Origin of the sequence: Oceaniglobus roseus (genome assembly GCF_002869745.1) — a bacterium.
GTDB classification, from domain to species: domain Bacteria; phylum Pseudomonadota; class Alphaproteobacteria; order Rhodobacterales; family Rhodobacteraceae; genus Oceaniglobus; species Oceaniglobus roseus.
In genome coordinates this window covers 79569-99858 of sequence record NZ_PNOS01000005.1, presented here as the reverse complement: position 1 = coordinate 99858, position 20290 = coordinate 79569, and the positions used below count along the sequence as shown (strand labels likewise).

Below are 20290 nucleotides of genomic sequence, written 5' to 3'. Positions count from 1 at the left end.
CCGATGCTGACCCCGGCCCAGACCGCCGACTTCGCCGCGCGCGGCTTCCTCGTGGTCGAGGACGTGGTGCCGCCTTCGGTGCTGGCCGCGGTCCGGACGGAATACGAGGGGCTGCTCGACGGGCTCTATCGGGGATGGGTGGACGAGGGGCGTGTCCCCGGGGGCATCAAGGGCTTCGAGGCCCGGCTGATCGCGGCCTACCGCGCGGGCTGCGACTGGTTCCAGCCGATGGACATCTCGCTGCCCGGCGACCGGATCACCGAAGAGACGCCGATGCATTTCGGCCCGGCGGTGTTCGACCTGCTGACCTGCCCGCGTCTTCTGGACATCGCCGAGAGCCTGGTTGGGCCCGAGATCACCTCGAACCCGATCCAGCACGTCCGCATAAAACCCCCCGCACGCGACCTGCGCAGCGGCGAGGTGCGCGCCCACATCACCCGCACCGACTGGCACCAGGACCGCGCCGTGGCGCTGGCCGAGGCGGACGCGACCGACATGGTGACGGTCTGGATCGCGATGACCGACGCGACGGTGGAAAACGGCTGCCTCCAGGTCGTGCCGATGGATGCGGGGCAGGAGATGCTGCCCCATTGTCCGAAGCTTCAGACCGCCATCGCCGACGGCTTCGTGGACGAGGCGGCGGCGCTGCCCCTGCCGGTCGGGGCCGGGGGCGTGGTGCTGCTGCATCCGCTGATTCCCCATGCCTCGCTGCCGAACGGGACCGACGGCATCCGCTGGTCCTTCGACATCCGCTACAACCGGACCGGCCAGCCGACGGGGCGGGCGCAGTTCCCGTCCTTCGTCGCGCGATCCCGCAAGGCGCCTGAAACCGCCTTGCGGGACTGGCGCGTTTGGAAGAAGGATTGGGAAAGTGCCCGCACCAGGCTGGCCCGGACACCCCACATCGACATTCACCGCTGGACGAGCGACGCGCCGTTCTGCGCCTAAGGCGGGCTCTGCCCCGTCGCAACAGAGAGCCGAACCATGACCGATTTCATCCGCCTCGACGCCGACGACAACGTCGTCACGGCGACCCGCAGCCTGCCCGCGGGCCATGCCATCGAAGGGATCGTGACCGCGGGGCTGATCCCCTCGGGCCACAAGATCGCCACCCGCGACATCGCCAAGGGTGAGCGGATCCGCAAGTATTCGCAGTTCATCGGCCTGGCGAGCGAGGACATACCGGCGGGCGCCCATGTCCACACCCAGAACGTCGAGTTCCGCAACACCGACGTGGACTACGAGTATTCCACCGACCTGCGCGAGGTCGCGCCTGCGGAGGGCGACACCTTCATGGGCTACCGGCGCGAGAACGGGAAGGTGGGCACGCGGAACTACATCGCCATCGTGACATCGGTGAACTGCTCGGCCACCGCGGCGCGGCGGATCGCCGACCATTTCGGGCCCGAGGAGCTGGCCGATTATCCCAACGTCGACGGCGTCTGCGCCTTCGTCCACGGCACTGGCTGCGGCATGGCGGGGCAGGGCAGCGACGGGTTCGAGGCGCTGCAGCGGGTGATGTGGGGCTACGCGAAGCATCCGAACCACGCGGGCGTGCTGATGGTCGGGCTCGGCTGCGAGATGAACCAGATCGACTGGCTGCTGGAGGCCTATGGGCTGAAGCAGGGGCCGACCTTCCAGGTGATGAACATCCAGGGGGTCGCGGGCCTGAGGAAGACCATCGAACTCGGGATCGAGAAGGTGAAGGCGATGCTGCCCATCGCCAACCAGGCGCAGCGGACGGAGTGCCCGGTGTCAGAGCTGAAGGTGGCGCTGCAATGCGGCGGCTCGGACGCCTGGTCGGGGATCACGGCGAACCCGGCCCTGGGCCATGCCTGCGACATGCTGGCGGCGCGGGGCGGCACCGGCGTTCTGGCCGAGACGCCCGAGATCTACGGGGCCGAGCACCTCCTGACCCGCCGCGCGAAGGACCGCGCCACGGGCGAGAAGCTGGTGGGGCTGATCGAGTGGTGGAAGGACTACACCACCCGCAACAAGGGCTCGATGGACAACAACCCCTCGCCCGGCAACAAGAAGGGCGGGCTGACGACGATCCTCGAGAAGTCGCTGGGCGCGGCGGCGAAGGGCGGCACCTCGCCGCTGATGGGCGTCTACAAGTACGCGGAAGAGGTGACGGCGAAAGGCTTCACCTTCATGGATTCTCCCGGCTACGACCCCGCCTCGGTCACCGGCCAGATCGCGGGGGGCTGCAACGTTGTGGTCTTCACGACCGGCCGCGGCTCGGCCTTCGGCTCGAAACCCGCGCCGACGATCAAGGTGGCGACCAATTCCGAGATGTACGGCCGGATGATCGAGGACATGGACGTGAACGCCGGCGACATGCTGACCGGCGCCGCGACGCTGGAGGAGAAGGGCCGCGAGATCTACGAGATGATCCTGCGCGTGGCCTCGGGCGAGAAGAGCAAGTCCGAGGCCCAGGGCCTCGGCGACTACGAGTTCGTGCCCTGGCAGATCGGCGCGGTGATGTGATGCACCCCATCCCCTCCCGCACCCTCCCCTGCTTCTTCTTTGTAAAAATACTCCGGGGTCCGGGGCAGAGCCCCGGGACGTCGACTTTGGGGACTGCCCAGAGGATAGTGCGATGACGGCCCTTGAAACCCTGACACCCGACCAGGCCGCCTTCTACCACGAGAACGGCTATCTCGTGCTCGAGAACCGGATCCCCCCCGGCATCATCGAAACCATCCGCGCCGAGATCGCGAAGTATCAGGAGACGGCGCGGACGCTGACGAAAAGCAGCGCCGAGATCGACCTCGAGGACAGCCACACGCCCGACGCGCCGCGCATCCGCCGGATCAAGCTGCCGCACACCCACAACAAGGTGATGCGCGACCTGATGTTCTCCGACCATGTCCTTGCCCCCGTGCGCGACCTGATCGGACCGAACCTCAGGCTGCACACGACCAAGCTCAACATGAAGTCCGCGGGCTATGGCGCGGCGGTGGAGTGGCACCAGGACTTCGCCTTCTACCCCCACACCAACGACGACGTGCTGGCGGTGGCGGTGATCCTCGACGACATGGCGATGGAGAACGGCCCGCTGATGGTCTTCCCGGGCAGCCACCGCCACGAGATCCACGATCACCACGTCGACGGCGTCTTCGCCGGGGCGATGGACCTGGCCGCCTGCGGCTATGCGATGAAGGACGCGGTGCCGCTGACGGGGCCCGCCGGGTCGATCAGCATCCACCACGGCCGGATCGTCCACGGCTCTGCCCTCAATCGGAGCGAGAGGGACCGGCGGCTGCTGTTCTACGAGATGATGGCCGCGGACGCCTTCCCGATCATGGGGTCGCTGACGAAGTGGAACGGGATCGAGGAATACGACTCGCGGCTGCTCTGCGGTCAGGGGACGCTGACGCCGCGGGTGCAGAGCCTTGGCGCGCGGATCCCGGCGCCGATGCCGACGGACGACCTGACGCTCTATGAGATCCAGAAGAAGCTGAAGGCGCGGGCTTTCGAGGTGGTGTCTTGAGGGTCGGCGTCGTCGGACGCGGCCTCTGGGGCTCGGCCGCCGCGCGGCACCTGGCGAAGGCCGGGGTCGACGTGACGCTGATCGGTCCCGGAGAGCCTGCCGACCGCAACACCCACCGGGGCGTCTTCGGCTCGCACTACGACGAGGGGCGGATCACCCGGAAGAACGCGCTGAAACCGTTCTGGGTCGAGGTGTCCATGGCCTCGATCGCCCGCTACGCCGAGATCGAGGCCGAGAGCGGCATCCGCTTCTATACCGAGGCCGGGGCGATGATGGCGGGCGGGGCCGGGTTCATGGCCCCCATGGATGAGGGCCGGCGGCTGTTCGACGTCCCCTGCGAGATGCTGGACGCCGAGGGGCTGGCGCGGAAGTTCCCGTTCTTCCGCTTCGCCGACGGCGTCACCGGCGCCTACGAGGCGACGGGCGCGGGCCATGTCAGCCCCCGGCGGCTGGTCGCGGCGCAGAACGCGGCGGCGAAGAAGCACGGCGCGAAGGTGCTGGAGGCGACGGTGACTGGCTTGGACGAGTCCAAAGGAGGAGTCGAGGTCGCCACGGACGAAGGCGCCCATCGCTTCGACCGCGTGCTGGTCGCCGCGGGGGGCTGGACCGACACGGTGCTGGGGCGCGAGAAGCGGCTCGACGTCTATGCCCGCACCGTGGCGCTGTTCGAGGTCTCGGAGGCGGAGGCGCAGAGGCTCGCGACCATGCCCTCGCTCGTCTACGAGGCGCCGGAGGATCCGTACCTGCTGCCGCCGATCCGCTATCCGGACGGCAAGCTCTACGTCAAGCTCGGCGGCGATCCCGAGGACGTGCCGCTGGACGGTCCGGAGGCCATCGGGGAATGGTTCCGGGGCGGCGGCAACGCCGAGGTGCGCGATCACCTCGAACACATGATCCGCGACCTGATGCCGACGCTGGAGATCCGCTCGGTCTCCATGTCCTCCTGCGTGACGAGCTGGACCCATGACCGGCTTCCGGAGGTTGGTCACCTGAGCGACCGTGTTGCGGTCTGTACCGGCGGCAACGGTGCGGGCGCCAAATGCAGCGACGAGATGGGCCGCCGCGGCGCGGCCCTGATCCTTGAAAAGATTGGAGTTACGGTATGAGCAAGATCGGATTCATCGGCCTCGGCCTGATGGGCACCGCCATGGTGCTGCGTCTGCAGGACAAGGGGCACACGTTGACCGTTCTGGGCAACCGCAACCGCAAGGGCGTGGACGAGGCCGTGGAGCGCGGCGCGACCGAGGCGAAGACGGCGAAGGAGCTGGCCGAGGCGAGCGACATCGTGATGCTGTGCATGGGCACGTCCGAGCAGGTCGAATCCCGGATGCTGGGCGAGGACGGCGTGATCTCGGGGCTGAAGCCCGGCACGGTGGTGATCGACTTCGGCACCTCGCTGCCGTCGTCCACCCGGATGCTGGGCGACAAGGTGGCGGAGGCCGGGGGCGCCTACCTCGACGCGCCGCTGGGCCGAACGCCGAGCCACGGGCGCGAGGGCAAGCTGAACATCATGGGCGCGGGCGACAGGGCGGCCTATGACAAGGTGAAGCCGGTTCTGGACGACCTGGGCGAGAACGTGTTCCACCTCGGCGAGCTCGGCTCGGGGCACACGATCAAGCTGATCAACAACTTCTTCGCCATGACCACGGCCAACGCGATGTCCGAGGCCTTTGCCATGGCCGACCGGATGGGCGTGGAGCGGCAGAACCTCTACAACGTCATGTCGGCAGGGCCGCTGAAGTCGGGCATGATGGATTTCATCAAGGCCTATGCCGTGGACGGTGACGCCAACCAGCTGGCCTTCGCCATCGCCAACGCGAGGAAGGACGTCGGCTACTACGCGCAGATGGCCGAGAACGCGGGGGTCGAGAGCATCATGTCGGCCTCGGCGCGGACCGGCCTGGAGCAGGCGGTGGACGCGGGCTGGGGCGAGAAGATGGTGCCCGAGCTTGTCGATTTCTACGCGGACAAGTTCAAGGGATAGGCCCATGTCCGGCGTGATCGCCCGCGCGAACGAGGATCGCGCGGGCCTCGGCATCGCGATGATGCTGGTCTCCTACATGTTCATGGCCTCGGTCGACACCTCGGTGAAATGGCTGGTGATCGGGGGGCTGCACGCCTTCCAGCTGGCCTTCGTGCGCTATGCCGGGGCGCTGGTGATCTCGCTGGTCGACATCGGGCGGGGCGGACTGAGCCGTGACCGTTTCGCGACGGACCAGTTCGGGCTGGTCCTGCTGCGTTCGCTTCTCCTCGCGGCCTCGAGCGTGTTCAACTTCATCGCGCTGAAGTACCTGCCGCTGTCGCTGACCTCGGCGATCATGTTTTCCTCGCCGATCATCGTCTGCGCGCTGTCCGTGCCGCTTCTGGGGGAGAAGGTGGGCGTCTGGCGGTGGGGCGCGATCCTCTTGGGTTTCTTCGGGGTGCTGGTGGTGATCCGGCCCTTCGGCGTGGCCTTCCACTGGGCCACTATCCTGCCGATGGGCAATGCCGTGGCGATCGCGCTCTATTCGATCCTGACGCGGCGGCTGGCCGGGCAGGTGGCGACGCAGACGCTCCAGTTCTACGCGGCGCTGACGGGAACGGTGGTGCTGCTGGTGCCGGCGGTGCTGGTCTGGCAGTCGCCGGACAGCGCGCTCGACTGGGTGCTGATGCTGATGCTCGGGGTCTGGGCCTGGTTCGGGCACGAGCTGCTGACCCGCGCCCACGGCTTCGCCAGCTCGACGACGCTGATGCCCTTCACCTATTCCTTCATGATCTACCTGACGATCAGCGGCTACCTCGTCTTCGGCGACGTGCCGGACAGCTTCACCCTGCTCGGCGCGGCGATCATCATGGTCTCGGGCCTGATCATCTGGGCGCGGGAGCGGGGACGCGGCGGCGTCGTGGCGCGGATGCGGGTCTAGGGACAGGTGGCGGGGCGGAGCCGGTTTCCTCGAGGAAACCGGTCCATTTTTCTCGAGAAAAATGGATGTCGCGCCGGATGTGACCGTTGCGCGTCTGGAATGCGGTCGGTGCGGTCGGAGTGCGGGACCCGGTTTTCTCGAGAAAACCGGCCAATTTTCCTTGAGGAAAATGGGCGCCGAAGCTCAAGCGATGGAAAAGCGCCATTCGGTGTGCTGGCGGTAGGTCTCTCCCGGCGCCAGGGCGATGGACGGGAAAGCCGGGTGGTGCGGCGCGTCGGGCCAGGCCTGGGGTTCGATGGCGAAGGCGCAGTAGGCGGTGTAGGGGCGGCCGTGGACCGTGGGCAGGCCCTTCGTGTCGATCGGGGCGGCGTCGAAGACCTGCACGCCGGGTTCGGTGGTCGCGATCTCCATCTTCACGCCGGATGCGCCGGTCAGGGTCACGGCGGTGCGCAGGGGGCCGCGGGCGTCCCCGAGGCAGAAGTTGTGGTCAAGCCGGGGCAGGTCGTCCGGCGCCACGGGGCGCGGGCGGCGCAGGTCGAACGGCGTGCCTTCCACCGGTGCGATTTCGCCGGTGGGCAGGGTGGCGTCGTTCACGGGCAGGTAGCGGTCGGCGTGGATCTGGAGGCTGTGGCCGCTCCAGTCAGGCGTCCCGTCGAGGTTCCAGTAGCCGTGATGGGCCGCGTTGAAGAGGGTGGGCGCATCGGTGGTGGCGGTGATCGTGAGCGCCAGCGTCGCGCCGTCGAGCGCGTAGGCGGCCGCGATGCGGCGGGTTCCGGGGAAGCCGCCTTCGCCGGCCTTCTGCGTGAGGTGCAGTTCGACCGAGCGGCTGTCGTGCCGGGCGACCTCCCACAGCGCGTTCTGGCTGCCCGCGGCACCGCTGTGCAGGATGTTCGCGCTCTCGTTGGCCTCGAAGGTGCGGGGCGTGCCGTCGATCTCGCAGGCGGCGCCCGCGATGCGGTTGACCACCGGGGCGACCACGGCGCCGTAATAGGCCATGTCGCCCTCGTAGGCGGCGATGTCGGTCGCGCCGAGGGTCAGGCCGTAGGGAACACCGGCCAGGCGCAGGTCCTGCAGGACGGCACCGTGGGTCAGGATCTGCGCGGTCAGGATGCCATTGTCGAGGGTGATGCGATGGACGGTGCCACCGTCCTTGCGGGTGCCGAAGGGGGTCACAGGGCGCTCCAGTATACGCCCGCGGGGGGCAGGGTGTGGCCGTCAACGGTAACGGGATCGGGGGCGTAGTTGAACCAGAAGCGGTGGGTCGCGGTGTCGCGGATCCTGAGCCCGTCGGGGAGGTCTTCGGTGGCGATGCCCTCGGCCGCGCAGGCGGTTCTGACGAGGCGGTCGAAGGCGTCGTCGTCGGGCCAGCCGGCGAGGTAGTGGAGCTTCCCTGCCGACAGGATCGCGGGGCGGCCGTCGGTCGTGGTCTCGGTCACGGTGGCGCTGCCGTCGAAGTGTTCGAACCAGTGGCGGAAGGCGCCGCCATGGGTGAGAGGGATCGCCTCGGAGGGGGGCAGGCTTTCGACCAGGGACACCGTGGCGTCGAGGCCGGGCAGGTCCGGGGGCAGGGGAACGGGGATCGCCATCTCGGGGGTCTTGGCATTGGTGCGGGGGCCGAGAAGGGCGGTGCCGGCGTAACGCTCCAGCTGGCGCAGCACGTTGCCGGGCAGGGTGGCGAGGCCGGGGGCGAGGATCAGCCGGTAGGCGGAGAGGTCGGCGTCGGCGGCGTTGACGATGTCCACGGAGAGCCCTGCGCGGCGCAGGGCCCTGTAGGCGGCGAAGGTCAGGCGGAAGTAGTCGAAGTCGGCGCCCTGGGGCTGGGTCGCCCAGGCCCAGGCGGAGGGATAGTCGAAAAGCAGGGCGACGGGCGTCTCGGCGGTGCCGGTCTCGGGCATCTCCGCCAGTTCTCTTGCGACCTGCGCGGCCTCGGCCAGGGCCGGGGCGGGGGCGCTGTCGGGGCGCAGGAGGCCCGCGTGCTGCTGTTCCTGCGCGAAGGGGGCCTGGCGCCAGCGGAAATAGCTGACGCACTCGGCGCCGTGGGCGAAGGCCTCCCACGCCCAGAGGCGGGCCATGCCGGGAAGCGGCGCGGGGTTGTAGGGGGCCCAGTTCACCGGGCCCGGCTGCTGCTCCATCACCCACCAGCGGCCCCGGCCCACGGCGCGGTAGAGGTCGTGGTGGAAGGCCTGCATGTCGGGATCGCCCTGGCGCAGGAAGCGCGACTTGTGCTCGGCCGTCGCCTCGATCCGGTCCGACAGGAAGCCGATCGGGTAGCTGTCCCAGGACGCGATGTCGAGGTCGGCGCCCGTGTCGAAGTGATCGAAGGCGAGTTCCCGGCCCATGTAGTTGTGGATCAGCGGGCGGTCGGTGTGGCGGCGCAGGATCTCGACCTGGAGGCGGTTGAAGTCCCGCACCTGGTCGGACGAGAAGCGGCGGAAGGCCATGACATGGGCCGGGTTCGGCTCGGTCACCGTCAGGTTCGGCAGGTCGATGTCGTCGATGCTGTCGTATTCCATCGACCAGAAGACGTTGCCCCAGGCGCGGTTCAGGGCCCCGGCGCTCTGGTACTTCTGCGCGCACCAGGTGCGGAAGGCGTCGCGGGCGGCGGAGGAGTAGCTGACGACGGTGTCGTGGCAGCCGTATTCGTTGTCGGTCTGCCAGGCGTGGACATGGGGGTGTTTCCCGTAGCGTTCGGCCAGCAGGGTCACAATGCGGCGACATTCCTCGCGGTAGCCCCGGTGGGAGAAGCAGTAGTGGCGGCGGGAGCCGAACTTGCGCGGGCGGCCCTGCGCATCGACGGCAAGCATGTCGGGGTGGCGGTCGAGGATCCAGTGGGGCGGCGTGGCGGTCGGCGTGCCGAGGATCACCTTCAGGCCCGCGTCGCCCAGCACGTCGATCGCGCGGTCGAGCCAGTCGAAATCGAACTGCGCGGGGCGCGGTTCGATCCGCGACCAGGCGAATTCGCCGATGCGGACCCAGGTGATGCCGGTCTCGGCCATGCGGGCGGCGTCTTCGGCCCACTGCTCTTCCGGCCAGTGTTCGGGATAGTAGCAGACGCCGAGGGTGCGAGGGGTCATGGGGTGATCCGTGTTGCGGGCATTGGAGTGCGGTATCTTCTGCAAGAAGGGAGCGGCGGCGGATTTCAGACGATCGGGCGGTGCCTACAGCTCAGAGGTGCGGACCGTTCTGCGGGATCCTTCGCGCAGGTCCGGAAGGACGAAGGCCGGGGGCCGCATGGACGGTCTGACGGCATCCCGGCGCGCGGGGGCTTCGGTCGGATCACAGGATCACCCGTGGTTCGGGCCAGCCCCGCGCGTCCGTCTCGAAGGTGAAGGTGCAGCCCTCGTCGGGGCCCTCGGGCAGGCCGTCTGCGGCGGAGGTGCAGTAGAGGCGGCCGTCTTCCCCGAAGGCGGGGCAGGTCGTCTGCTGAGCAGGGAGCGAAACGGCGTCGAGGAAGCGCCCGTCCGGCCCATAGCGGGCGACGCGGGCGGCGCCCCACTGGGCGTTCCAGAGGCAGCCGTCGCGGTCGGTCACGGTGCCGTCGGGGTTCAGCCCCTCGGCCGAGAGGTCGGCGAAGGTCTCGGGATCGGCGGCGGGCCAGCCCTCGGGATCGAGGGCGACGCAAAGGATCGCCTGTCTTGCCGTGTCGGCGAAGTAGGCGCGACTGCCGTCGGGGGCGAAGCAAATGGCGTTCGGGATCGAGACAGGGGCATAGAGGCGGCGGAGGTCGCCCCGGAAGAAGCGGTAGATCGCGCCGCCGCCTTCGCTGCCGTCCTTGTTCATCGTGCCGATCCAGAAGCCGCCCAAGGGGTCGGCGCGGCCGTCGTTCGAGCGGGTGGTCGGCGTGTCGGCCTCCAGCGCGATCACCTTCGCGGTCTCGCCGGTCGTCAGGTCGAAGCGGGACAGCGCGGTTTCCGAGGCGACGAGCAGGGTGTCGCGGTCGATCCAGCCCGCGGCCGAGACATGTTCGTCGAACTGCCAGTGGCGGGCGCCGTCGCCGGAGCGGGTCAGGAGCCGCTTGCCGAGGATGTCGAACCAGAACAGCTGGCCGCGCTCGGGGTGCCAGAGGGCGCCCTCGCCGAGGGCGCAGGGGGTCGGGTCGAAAACCGTGACGGTCATCTCGCCGCGTCCCAGGCGGCGACCATCTTGCGGGCGCGCGCGCCGATCTCGTCCGCCATGACGCCGGGCTTGTAGAGGGCCGAGCCGATGCCGAAACCGTCGGCGCCCGCGGCAATCCAGTCGGCGAAGTTCTCGGGACCGACGCCGCCGACCATGTAGACCTGCGTGCCCTTCGGCAGCACCGCGCGCAGGGCCTTCAGCCCCTCGGCACCCATCTGGAAGGCGGGGAATACCTTGATCCCGTCGGCCCCGGCCTTCAGCGCGGCGAAGCATTCGGTGGGGGTCAGCACGCCCGGGAAGCTCTGCATGCCCAGAACCTTGGTGGCGCGGATCACCTCGCGGTCCGCGTTGGGCGAGACGATGAGCTTGCCGCCGACGTTGTAGACATGGGCCACCTGCTCGGGCGTCAGCACCGTGCCCGCGCCGATCAGGGCGGTCTCGCCGTGCGCCTCGACCATCGCCGCGATGCTGTCGAAGGGCGACGGGGAGTTCAGCGGCACCTCGATCCGGGTGATGCCCGCCTCGATCAGGGCGGTGGCGACAGGCACGGCCTCGGGCGGGGTGATGCCGCGCAGGATGGCGATGAGGGGGCGGCCAGTCCTGTTCATGGCGTGGGCTCCTTGATCTGGGCGCGGGCGGCGAGGAGGCCCGCGCGGGTCATCGCGTCGCCGTTGGTGCGGATCGGGGCAAGGCCCTGGGCGCGGAGGGCGGTCTCGTAATGGGCGCAGAGGGTCGAGGCGCCGATGAGCGCCACCTCGCGGCCGAGCCAGTAGGGCTTCGTCGCCGCCAGTTCCGCACCGATCAGCAGGCCCGAGAGGCGGGCGCGGGCGGCACTGGGGGACAGGCCGTGCAGCAGCCCCTCGGCGCGCAGCGCGAAGAGGCGGGCGGCAAGGGCTTCGGGGCGCGACTGCGCCTCGGCGAGGGCGGTGGCGAAGGCCTCGCCGTCCCAGCCCTCGTCGGCGAGGGAGTGGCGCAGGACCGAGTGGTGCGCGAGGGCGGCGAAGAGGTCGCCGGTCATCGCGGTCTGGAAGCTCACCACCTCGCCCGCGCTGACGTGGGCCCACTTTGTGTGGGTGCCGGGCAGGCAGACCACGCCGTCGAAGCGGGGGTTGAGGTGCAGGAAACCCGCGATCTGGGTCTCCTCCCCGCGCATCACGTCGGCGGGACGCTCCTGTTTCAGGCCGGGGATGATGGAGACGGCGATGCGCCTGTCGGCGGTCTGCACGCGGGTCAGCGGCGCGCCGAGGGGCGGGCAGGGCACGGCGGCATAGGCGGCCTCGGCCCAGCCCTGGCGGGAGCCGGCCATGCCGCAGACGACGACCGGCACCGTGCCGGTGCCGAGCCAGCCGCCCACGAGGTCGAGCAGGGTTTCTTCGTATTGGTCGCGGCTCAGCGTACCCATGCCGCGGTCGGAGGCGTCGTCGTGCAGTACCCGGCCCGCGGCGTCCATCGCCCAGGCGCGCAGGTGGGTGGTGCCCCAGTCGACGCCGATCCAGGCCGGCCCGGTGTCCGCCTTCCCGCTCATCCGGTCACGACCACCCCGGCGTCGACCACCAGGGCCTGCCCGGTCATCATCCGGCTGGCGTCGGAGGCGAGGAACAGCACCGGCTCGGCGATGTCCTCGGGCTTCATCCGCTCCTTCAGGCACTGGCTTTCGATGTGCGCCTCGATGTCCTCGGGCGTCGCTATCTCTTCCAGCTGGCGCTCGGTGAAGACCCAGCCGGGGGCGATGGCGTTGACGCGGATCCGGTCGGGGCCGAACTCGCGGGCGTGGCTGCGCACCATGCCGTTGATGCCGGAATTGGAGGTCGTGTAGACCGGCATGTCGGGGTGGCCCATCATGTAGCTGATGGAGGAGAAGTTGACGATCGACCCGCCGCCCATCTTCCGCATCCCCGGCACCACGGCCTTGGTCGCGAAGAAATAGGCGCGCAGGTTGATGGCGATCATCTGGTCCCAGAACTCGGGGGTCACGTCCTCGGTCTTGTGGCGCTTGTCATTGGCTGCGTTGTTCACCAGCACCCCGATCGGGCCGTGCGCCTCGGCCGCGGCGGCGAGGGCGCCGTTCAGCGCGTCGAGGTCGGTGATGTCGCAGGCCTGGAACCAGGGGCGGCGGCCGTGCTTCGCCTCCATCCTGTCGAGGAAGTCGGAGGGGTCCGAGCGCTGGACGAAGGCGACCTTGGCGCCCTGGCCGAGGAAGGCGTCGGTGATCGCGGCGCCGATGCCGGAGCCGCCTCCGGTGATGAAGACCGAGGCGCCTTCGAGGTCGGGGAATGTTGCGGTCACTGGCGTTCTCCTTCGATGACCCACATGGCAAGGGGGAAGGACCAGGGCAGGGTCAGCCCGTGGTCCATCAGGTAACGCCCCGGCAGGGTCACGGTTTCGGACTTCAGGGCCGGTTTCCCCAGCGACAGCCGCGGCGCATCGGCGCGGTTCCGGAGGGTCACGGCATAGCGCGCGTCGGGGTCGAGCGCGGTCAGGCGCAGCGGGCGCGGCAGGATCTGCGAGGACGCGGCGGCGATCCCCGCGAAGGCGACGAAACGGCTGCCGTCCGCCGCCTGCTGCTGCTCGGCGATCACCGCGGGGTCGGCGCTGTCGAGCCGCAGGATGTCGGCGGTGCGCATCCAGTCGCGGTTGGCCTTCCACCAGGCGGTGACGTCTTTCAGCACCTCGGCCTCGTCGTCGGTCAGTTCGGCCGGGTCCATCTCGAACCCCATGTGCCGCTGGGCGGCGACCCAGGCGCGGAAGCGGATGTCGAGCACGCGGCCCGAGGTGTGGCAGTGGCGCGGCCCGACGTGGGATCCGGTGACGGCCAGCGGCAGGAACAGCGCCGCGTCGTGCTGGATCCGCAGCCGCTCCAGCGCGTCGTTGCTGTCGGAGAGCCAGACCCGGCTGGTGTGGCGCAGGATGCCGAAGTCGATCCGCCCGCCGCCGGAGGCACAGCTTTCGATCTCGACCTGCGGGTGATCGGCCCGCAGGCGGGCGAGCAGGGCATAGGTGCCCGCGGTCTGCGCGGCGTCGGGCAGCGGCAGGACGCGGTTGTGGTCCCACTTGATGTAGTCGATCGCATGGGTGGCGAGCAGCTTGCCGATCCTGTCGTGCAGGAAGTCGACGACCTCGGGGTTGGCGAGGTCCAGCACCCGCTGGTGGCGGCCCTCCACCTGGTCGGCGGGGCCGAGCGCCCAGTCGGGGTGGGCGCGGTAGAGGTCGCTGTCGGTGTTCACCATCTCGGGCTCGAACCAGAGGCCGAAGGTCATGCCCTCGGCATGGACGTGGTCGATCAGGGGGCCGAGGCCGTCGGGGTACTTGCGCGGATCCACCTCCCAGTCGCCGAGCGCGCGGTAGTCGTCGTCGCGCCTGCCGAACCAGCCGTCGTCCAGCACGAACCGCTCGGCGCCGAGGGCGGCGGCCTGGGTGGCGATCTCCTTCAGGCGGGCAAGGTCGTGGTCGAAATAGATCGCCTCCCAGCAGTTGTAGTGCACCGGGCGGGACGCGTCGGGTTTCGGCCAGGTCACGATCCGGTCGCGCAGGTGACGCTGGAAGGCGGTGGCGACGCCGTTCAGCCCCGTCGTGGCGCGGGTGGCGTAGAGCCTGGCGGTCTCGAACCGGGTGGCGGCGCCGATCTGCGTGCCCTGGGCATGGCCGAACTGGATCTGGCGGCGGCCGTCCGGAAGCTCTTCGGCGATCATCCGGTGGCCGCCGGACCAGCCGTAGTGGAAGCCGTGGGCGACGCCGTGGGTGTTGGTCGTGCCGCGGGAGGGGACGACGAGGCCCGGGAAATGCTCGTGCCCGGTGCGCCCGGTGCGGCTTTCGCGCAGGCGCGCGCCGGGGCTCCAGGGCGTGCGGTTCAGGCGGAACTCGCCGATCCAGCGGCCGGAGACGTCGATCATCTCGTCCGCGTCCTGGGCGGCGGGCAGCACGGGGGCGGCGAGCCATTCGCAGAGGAAAGGCGCGTCGCCGTCGAGGCTGGCCCAGAGGGTGATGAGGCGGGTCTCGCGGTCGGCCTCGACGGTGAGGCTGTAGCGCAGCGCGTTGGCCTCGTCGGTGAAGCCGAGGGTCACGGCGTTCTCGCCGACCTCTTCGGCGGCGAAGCGGAACCGCGGCAGCACCGGCAGGCCGTCGGCGCAGCGCAGGATCGCGCCGGGCTGGCCGGGAAAGCTGCGCTGCGCCTCGGGGCAGACCGAGAGCGGCGGGTTGGTGTCGAGCATCCCGCCGGTGCTGTCCTGCAGCCCGGCGCGGGCGAGCGCGGCCAGATCCTCGTCCCCGGGCAGGGGGCCGCCCCAGTAGGCGACCTCGGGCAGGGCATCCGCGACGGAGGCCAGCACCAGCGTCTGCACGCCGTCGTCGAGCCGCCAGCAGCGGATATCGTCTTGATCGGTCATGTGGTCCTTATTTCACGGCGCCGAGGGTCAGGCCCGCGATGAAGTGTTTCTGCATCAGGAAGAACATCGCCACCGGCGGCAGGGCCGCGACGATGCTGCCCGCGCTCATCAGGTGATAGGCGGCGCGGTACTGGGCGTTGAAGCTGGTGATGCCCGCCGTGACCGGCTGGGATTCGACCCCTTGCGTCAGGACGACCGCCCAGAAGTAGTCGTTCCAGATGAAGGTGAAGATCAGCACGGCGAGGGCCGCGAGCGCGGGTTTCATCAGCGGCAGCACGACGAACCAGAAGATCCGCCATTCCGACACGCCCTCGACCCGCGCCGCCTCGATCAGCTCGAAGGGCAGGGCGCGGATGAAGTTGCGCATGAAGAGCGTGCAGAAGCCGGTCTGGAAGGCGATGTGGAACAGCACGAGCCCGGTCTTGGTGTTGTAGAGCCCGAGGTTCAGCGTCAGGTCGCGCACCGGCACCATCAGGATCTGGAACGGCACGAAGTTGCCCGCGACGAACATGAAGAAGATCCAGAGGTTCGACCGGAAGCGGTAGATGCCGAGCGCGAAGCCGGTCATCGCCGAGAGCGCGATGCAGCCGAGCACGGTGGGCACGGTGATGAACACCGAGTTCAGCAGGTAGCGCGGCATGTCGGACTCGAAGAAGACCTTCGAATAGTTCGTGATCCCCTCGAAGGACGAGGGCCAGCCCCAGTAGTTGCCGGAGGTGAAGTCGGCGTCGGGCTTGATCGAGAAGACGGCGATCGAGATCAGCGGCAGCAGCCACAGTATCAGCGCGACGGGCAGCAGCGACTGGTAGGTCAGCTGCCAGGAGCGGGAGGTCTTGGCGATGGGGGTCGGGAACATGGCTCAGGCCTCCTGCATGGATGCGGCCCCTCGGGCCATGCCTGCGGTGCGCGTCGCGGGGAACGGGGGGCGGGGGGTCATCGTCCCCTGGTCTCCCGGTACATCGACCACAGGAAGTAGGCGATGAAGATCAGCATGATGAGGAACAGCACCACGGCGATGGCGGCGCCGTATCCCATGCGGAAGCCGTATTCCGAAAGCGCGACCTCGAACATGTAGAAGGACAGCACGCGGGATTCGCCGAAGGGGCCGCCGTTGGTCATCACCGAGATCAGGTCGAAACTCCGCAGCGCGCCGATGATGGTGACCACGAAGGCGATGAAGGTCGCCGGTTTCAGCTGCGGGATGATGATGTGCCAGAGCATCCGCCATCCGCGCGCGTTGTCGAGACGCCCGGCCTCGATCTGCTCGGGGTTCACGCCGTTCAGGCCGGTGAGATACAGGATCATGCAGTAGGCGGTCTGCGGCCAGAGGCCGGCGGCGATGATGCCGTAGGTGACGTAGGTCGGATCGCCCAGCACGTTGATCGGGCCGAGGCCGAACCAGCCCAGCATGACGTTCAGCAGCCCGAAGGTCGGGTCGTAGAACCAGGTGAACACCAGGCCGACGACGACCTGCGAGATCACGAAGGGAAAGAAGAACAGCGACTTGTAGAGCCGGATGCCGGTGACGGTCTGGTTCAGGAACAGCGCGATGAACAGGCCGGCGGGAATCGCGAGGAGGTAGAGCAGGAGCCACAGGACGTTGTTCTTCAGCGAGACGTAGAAGGCGGGATCGTCCCAGAGCTCGCGGTAGTTCTCGAGCCCGATGTATTCGGGATCGCCCAACCCGTCCCAGCGGAGGGTCGAGATCTGGAACGACTGGAAGACCGGGAAGATGACGTAGATCAGGAAGAAGATCACGCCGGGGGCAAGGAACAGCCAGGGCGAGATCGCGATCTGGTTCCGCCGCCAGAAGGACCGCTTGCCGCGGTCGGCGTGGGTGTCGGGCAGGGTGGCCTGGGTCATCGTCTGTCCCCCGTCGGGGCCGCTTCGGCGGCGTCGGATTTCCGTCCGCCGGGCGTGCGACCTCGGGTCGGACGCCCGGCGGGGCCTTGGGTGATCCCGGGCAGGATGGGTGATATCACCCATCCTGCGGGCGGGTTCACTTGTAGATGCGCTCGCGGGCGTTCTCGAGCCGGTCGAGGATCCGGTCGATGTTGTCGGGGCGCACCATGAACTCCTGGAAGCCCTCCATGGCGACCTTCGCCATCTCGGCGGGGGCGTCGCGGTCGAAGAACTGGGCGATGCCGCCCGGCGCCTTGTTCGACAGCACGTCGAAGCCTTCCTTCAGGAACTTGTCGTCATCCACCGAGGACTGCGCGTTGACCGGCAGCTGGCCAAGCGCGTCTCCCGCGTTGATCAGCGTCTGGTTCTCGGCCGAGGTCACGAACTTGAGGAAGGCCTTGGCGTTCTCCTTGTTCTTCGCGCTGGAGGGGATGTGGAAGGTGTCGGTCGGCGCGTCCTCGCCCTTGGGCGTGTCGGGCGTGATGGTCGGGAACTGGTAGTAGTCGAGCTGGTCGTCCGTCAGCCCGCCCTCGCGCATCGGCGCCACCGCGAAGTTGCCCATGAGATAGGCCGCCGCCTCGCCGTTCAGCATGAAGGGCAGCGCCTCCTGCCAGGAATAGGCGGTGTGGTTGTCGATGTAGGCGCCCATGTCGATCAGCTCGCGCCAGTTGGCGAAGGTCTTCTTCACGCCCTCGTCGGTCCAGGGGATCTCGCCCGCCGTCAGCTTCATGTGGTAGTCGAAGCCGTTGGTGCGCATGTTGAGGTAGTCGAACCAGCCCGCGGCGGTCCACAGGAACTTCGTCCCGATGGTGAAGCACTTCACCCCGTTGTCGAGCAGGGTCTGGCAGTTGGACTTCAGCGTCTCCCAGTCCTCGGGCTCGGAAAGGCCGTACTGGTCGTAGATGTCCTTCCGGTAGTACACGCCCCACTGGTAGTAGGTGTAGGGAACGCCGTACTGCTTGCCGTCGATGGTCAGCGCGCCCTTGGTCGAGGCGAGGTTCTCCGACATGTCGCCTTCCCAGACGTCCGAGATGTCCTCGAACAGGCCGGCGTCCACATAGGGGGCCATGCGGTTGCCCGCGTACCAGTTGGCGACGTCGGGCGAGTTGGCGGTCAGGAAGTTCCGGATCTGGGTCTTGTAGGCCTCGCGGTCGATGATCGTCAGCTCGATGTTTAGGTCGGGGTTCATCTCCTTGAAGCGGGCGACCATGCCTTCCATCACCGCGCGGGGCGCGGGGTTCGACATGTCGGAGAAGATGACGAGGTCGCCGGTCAGCGGGGTCTCGTGGGCCGCCGCGAAGGCGCCCGAGACCATCGAAGTGGCGAGCGCCGTGGACAGGCCGAGCGCCGCGAGCGACGTCTTCAGTTTGGATACCATGGTTTCCTCCCGGAGTGGTTCCTATGTGAGTTTCATTATGTGAAACTTGGTTTTGTATATTGAAAACTGTGCCGCACCCGGCTTATGCTTGTCAACAGTTTCCTCGCGGGGTGCGCCCGGTCGACGATGGCGCGCCGCGGGGAAGGTCGGGAGGACCATGATGAGCGAGGACGCGCGGGGCGACGGCACCGTCGGCAAGGCGCTGGACGTGCTGGACCAGGTGGCAGGCCACGGCCGCCCGGTGCGCTTCGCCGACCTGCTGCGCGAGAGTCCCTTTCCGAAGGCGACGCTCTACCGGCTTCTGCAGACGCTGACCTCGCAGGGGATGCTGCAGTTCGATCCCGATACCGGCGCCTATTCCCTTGGTGTCCGGCTGGTGCGGCTGGCCCACGCGGCCTGGCAGACGACGTCGCTTGCGCCGATCGCGCGGCCCTCGCTCGACCGGCTGTCGGCGCAGGTGGGCGAGACGGTGCACCTGGCGCAGCTCGACAACGGGCAGGTGCTGTATGTCGACAAGCGCAACGCCACGGTGCCGGTCGAGATGTATTCGACTGCCGGCAAGGTCGGACCGGCCTATTGCACCGGGGTCGGCAAGGCGATGCTGGCCTTCCTTCCGACCGAACGCGCGGAGGAGGCGCTGAAACGGCAGGCGTTCCACCGCTTCACCGGCAAGACGCTGACCACGCCCGAGGCGCTCAGGGTCGAGCTGGCGGCGATTCGCGCCCGCGGCTTCGCCTTCGACGACGAGGAGCACGAGCCGGGCATCATCTGCATCGCCATGCCGATCCTGTCGGAGGGGGGGCATGTGCTGGGCGCGCTTTCCGTCACCTCGACCACGGCGCGGCGGTCGCTGGCCGATCTGGCCACGCTCGCGCCGGTGCTGCGCGAGACCACGGCGCGGATCGCGGCCGACGTGCGCAGCTGGCGCTTTCCCGACACCATGTCCCCACCCCTTTCCAGAACAGGATGAAGCCATGTCAGGTGTGACGCTGTCCAAGGTCGTGAAGAAATACGGCGAGACGCAGGTGATCCACGGGATCGACCTGACCGTCGAGGACGGGGAGTTCTGCGTCTTCGTCGGGCCCTCGGGCTGCGGCAAGTCCACGCTGCTCAGGATGGTGGCCGGGCTGGAGGAGACGACGAGCGGCAGGATCGAGATCGGCGGACGCGACGTGACCCGCGACGATCCGGCCGAGCGGGGGGTGGCGATGGTGTTCCAGACCTACGCGCTCTACCCGCACATGACGGTGGCCGAGAACATGGGCTTCGGGCTGAAGATGACGGGGCATCCGAAGGCCGAGATCGCCGAGAAGGTGAAGGAGGCGTCGCGGATCCTGAAGCTCGACGACTACCTGAAGAGGAAGCCCGCGGCGCTGTCTGGCGGCCAGCGGCAGCGTGTGGCGATCGGGCGCGCCATCGTGCGGGGGCCCGAGGTGTTCCTGTTCGACGAGCCCCTGTCGAACCTCGACGCGGAGCTGCGCGTGGAGATGCGGGTGGAAATCGCGCGGCTGCACAAGGAGATCGGCGCGACGATGATCTACGTCACCCACGACCAGGTCGAGGCGATGACGCTGGCCGACAAGATCGTGGTGCTGCGCGCGGGCCGGGTCGAGCAGGTGGGCGCGCCGCTGGAGCTGTACCGCGATCCCGACAACCAGTTCGTCGCGGGCTTCATCGGCTCGCCGTCGATGAACTTCGTGGCCGGGACGGTGAAGGGCGGCAAGGTCGCCGTTCCGTCGCTGCAGGGAGAATACGAGCTGCCGGTGACGCTGCCCGCCGACGGCACGAAGGTGGTGATGGGCGTCAGGCCCGAGCACCTGGAGATCGTGCCGGGCGACACCCATTCGGTCGAGCTGACCGAGGCGCTGGGCGGCGTCTCCTATGCCTATCTCGAAGGGCGGGGCGGCGAGCGGGTGATCGTGGAAGAGCGCGGCGACGAGCGGTCGAAGGAGGGCACGCGCGTCGGGCTGTCGTTCCCGCCGGAGCGGGCGATGCTGTTCGCGGCCGAGGGGGGCAAGCGGATACGGTGACAGATCAGGTAGTGATCCGGCGGGCGTCGGGTGTTCCGCTTCACACGGAGGGCAGCCCGCGGCCGCGGGTGGGGGTGAAGCCC

General features: G+C 68.7%; 18 protein-coding genes. 8 read left to right on the top strand and 10 right to left on the bottom strand.

The window, feature by feature from the left end; genetic code table 11:
• The first annotated feature begins 3 nt into the window (after positions 1-3).
• From A7B20_RS04345 to A7B20_RS04320, 6 genes are all read left to right on the top strand, one after another.
• Positions 4-948 (top strand): phytanoyl-CoA dioxygenase family protein, encoded by a 945-nt coding sequence (locus A7B20_RS04345; protein WP_102107337.1) that lies wholly within the window; start codon positions 4-6, stop codon positions 946-948.
• Positions 949-984: 36 nt separating this feature from the next.
• A complete protein-coding gene (locus A7B20_RS04340; RefSeq protein WP_102107336.1) occupies positions 985-2490 on the top strand; it encodes a UxaA family hydrolase in 1506 nt (501 codons plus the stop codon).
• Between the two features lie 112 nt (positions 2491-2602).
• Positions 2603-3496 (top strand): phytanoyl-CoA dioxygenase family protein, encoded by an 894-nt coding sequence (locus tag A7B20_RS04335; RefSeq protein WP_102107335.1) that lies wholly within the window; start codon positions 2603-2605, stop codon positions 3494-3496.
• Positions 3493-4602: an NAD(P)/FAD-dependent oxidoreductase gene (locus A7B20_RS04330; protein ID WP_102107334.1), complete on the top strand. Its 1110-nt coding sequence runs from the start codon at positions 3493-3495 to the stop codon at positions 4600-4602. Before A7B20_RS04335 ends, A7B20_RS04330 begins: the two co-directional genes overlap by 4 nt.
• Positions 4599-5480 (top strand): NAD(P)-dependent oxidoreductase, encoded by an 882-nt coding sequence (locus A7B20_RS04325; protein ID WP_102107333.1) that lies wholly within the window; start codon positions 4599-4601, stop codon positions 5478-5480. The genes A7B20_RS04330 and A7B20_RS04325 overlap by 4 nt, the downstream gene beginning before the upstream one ends.
• A 4-nt stretch (positions 5481-5484) precedes the next feature.
• Positions 5485-6399, top strand: coding sequence for a DMT family transporter (locus tag A7B20_RS04320; RefSeq protein ID WP_102107332.1), 915 nt, complete (start codon positions 5485-5487; stop codon positions 6397-6399).
• Positions 6400-6582: 183 nt separating this feature from the next.
• Here the strand turns inward: A7B20_RS04320 and A7B20_RS04315 are convergent, their stop codons facing one another.
• The 10 genes from A7B20_RS04315 to A7B20_RS04270 form a co-directional block, all read right to left on the bottom strand.
• A complete protein-coding gene (locus A7B20_RS04315) occupies positions 6583-7572 on the bottom strand; it encodes an aldose epimerase family protein (RefSeq protein WP_102107331.1) in 990 nt (329 codons plus the stop codon).
• The gene (locus tag A7B20_RS04310) at positions 7569-9473 is read right to left on the bottom strand and encodes a beta-galactosidase (protein ID WP_102107330.1); all 1905 of its coding nucleotides are present in this window, start codon (positions 9471-9473) and stop codon (positions 7569-7571) included. Before A7B20_RS04310 ends, A7B20_RS04315 begins: the two co-directional genes overlap by 4 nt.
• Positions 9474-9675: 202 nt before the next feature.
• On the bottom strand, positions 9676-10515 hold the full coding sequence (locus A7B20_RS04305; RefSeq protein ID WP_102107329.1) for an SMP-30/gluconolactonase/LRE family protein: 840 nt from the start codon (positions 10513-10515) through the stop codon (positions 9676-9678).
• Entirely contained in the window at positions 10512-11123 is a 612-nt protein-coding gene (locus A7B20_RS04300; RefSeq protein ID WP_102107328.1) for a 2-dehydro-3-deoxy-6-phosphogalactonate aldolase, read from the bottom strand. Before A7B20_RS04300 ends, A7B20_RS04305 begins: the two co-directional genes overlap by 4 nt.
• The gene (locus A7B20_RS04295; protein ID WP_102107327.1) at positions 11120-12040 is read right to left on the bottom strand and encodes a 2-dehydro-3-deoxygalactonokinase; all 921 of its coding nucleotides are present in this window, start codon (positions 12038-12040) and stop codon (positions 11120-11122) included. Before A7B20_RS04295 ends, A7B20_RS04300 begins: the two co-directional genes overlap by 4 nt.
• On the bottom strand, positions 12037-12801 hold the full coding sequence (locus A7B20_RS04290) for an SDR family NAD(P)-dependent oxidoreductase (protein ID WP_102107326.1): 765 nt from the start codon (positions 12799-12801) through the stop codon (positions 12037-12039). Before A7B20_RS04290 ends, A7B20_RS04295 begins: the two co-directional genes overlap by 4 nt.
• On the bottom strand, positions 12798-14897 hold the full coding sequence (locus A7B20_RS04285) for an alpha-galactosidase (RefSeq protein ID WP_102107325.1): 2100 nt from the start codon (positions 14895-14897) through the stop codon (positions 12798-12800). Before A7B20_RS04285 ends, A7B20_RS04290 begins: the two co-directional genes overlap by 4 nt.
• A gap of 7 nt (positions 14898-14904) precedes the next feature.
• Positions 14905-15753: a carbohydrate ABC transporter permease gene (locus tag A7B20_RS04280; protein ID WP_102107324.1), complete on the bottom strand. Its 849-nt coding sequence runs from the start codon at positions 15751-15753 to the stop codon at positions 14905-14907.
• A 77-nt stretch (positions 15754-15830) separates the two neighbouring features.
• Entirely contained in the window at positions 15831-16760 is a 930-nt protein-coding gene (locus tag A7B20_RS04275; protein ID WP_102107323.1) for a carbohydrate ABC transporter permease, read from the bottom strand.
• A gap of 136 nt (positions 16761-16896) precedes the next feature.
• Entirely contained in the window at positions 16897-18177 is a 1281-nt protein-coding gene (locus tag A7B20_RS04270) for an ABC transporter substrate-binding protein (protein ID WP_102107322.1), read from the bottom strand.
• Between the two features lie 157 nt (positions 18178-18334).
• On the opposite strand from A7B20_RS04270, the gene A7B20_RS04265 reads away from it, so the two are divergent.
• Both A7B20_RS04265 and A7B20_RS04260 read left to right on the top strand, forming a co-directional pair.
• Positions 18335-19147, top strand: a complete 813-nt coding sequence (locus tag A7B20_RS04265; RefSeq protein WP_102107321.1) for an IclR family transcriptional regulator — start codon at positions 18335-18337, stop codon at positions 19145-19147.
• Positions 19148-19151: 4 nt separating this feature from the next.
• Positions 19152-20207: an ABC transporter ATP-binding protein gene (locus A7B20_RS04260; RefSeq protein WP_102107320.1), complete on the top strand. Its 1056-nt coding sequence runs from the start codon at positions 19152-19154 to the stop codon at positions 20205-20207.
• The last annotated feature ends 83 nt before the right edge of the window (positions 20208-20290 follow it).